1 protein-coding gene and 1 pseudogene are annotated in these 895 nt (G+C 61.8%); both read right to left on the reverse strand.

Translation table 11 applies throughout. From position 1 onward, the window contains the following. Positions 1-358 (reverse strand): annotated as a pseudogene (locus tag ACXJKR_RS33665) (polyribonucleotide nucleotidyltransferase); the annotation flags it as partial. A 206-nt stretch (positions 359-564) separates the two neighbouring features. Then, positions 565-831, reverse strand: coding sequence for a 30S ribosomal protein S15 (rpsO, locus tag ACXJKR_RS33670; protein ID WP_056196908.1), 267 nt, complete (start codon positions 829-831; stop codon positions 565-567). Positions 832-895 lie beyond the last annotated feature (64 nt).

Below are 895 nucleotides of genomic sequence, written 5' to 3' on the forward strand. Positions count from 1 at the left end.
CCACGTGGATGACGACCTGGACTTCATTGAAGAAGCCTTCCGGGAACAGCGGGCGGATCGGGCGGTCGATCAGGCGACTGGTCAGCGTCTCGTGCTCGGAGGGGCGGCCCTCGCGCTTGAAGAAGCTGCCGGGGATCTTGCCGGCGGCATAGGTTTTCTCGAGGTAGTCGACGGTCAGCGGGAAGAAGTCCTGGCCGGCCTTGGCTTCGGTCTTGGCGACCACGGTGGCCAGCACGACGGTGCCTTCGATGTTGACAAGGACGGCGCCGGTGGACTGGCGGGCGACTTCACCCGTTTCCAGCACGACGTTGTGGCGGCCCCATTGGAAGGACTTCGTGACCTTGTTGAAAATGGACATGCTCATCTCCTGGTTGTGGTGGGTGCGGGGGCACCCGGGGAAACCGGGAACGAGACTGGGTTTGGTCCAGATGCCATTCCAGGGCGGCTCGAATAAACCGTCTTGGAATGATCCGACACCACGTCAGCTCGGTTCCGGCAGATAGATGGACAAAGAGCCTGTACTGGGCTTGAGGACCAGACAGGCTCCATGTCGGATGGGGCGAATTACTTGCGCAGGCCCAGCTTGGCGATCAGCGCGACATAACGGCTGGAATCAACGCGCTTCAGGTAGGCCAGCAGGCTCTTGCGGGTGTTGACCATCTTCAGCAGACCACGGCGACCGTGGTGGTCCTTGGCGTGGGTCTTGAAGTGGGGCGTCAGATCGTTGATGCGGGCAGTCAGCAGGGCGACCTGGACTTCCGGCGAGCCGGTGTCACTGGCGCTGCGAGCGTTGGCCTTGACGATCTCGGCCTTCTTTTCGGCGATGGACATTTGTTTTCCAAAAGGTTTCGGAAGTCCGGCCGGGCGAGACGCAACTACTGGCGCTGCCGCAGAC

The organism is Roseateles sp. P5_E11, assembly GCF_054049355.1.

Coding starts and splice junctions, on each gene's coding strand:
- rpsO (WP_056196908.1), bottom strand. CDS start 831: ATGTCCATCGCCGAAAAGAAGGCCGAGATCGTCAAGGCCAACGCTCGC.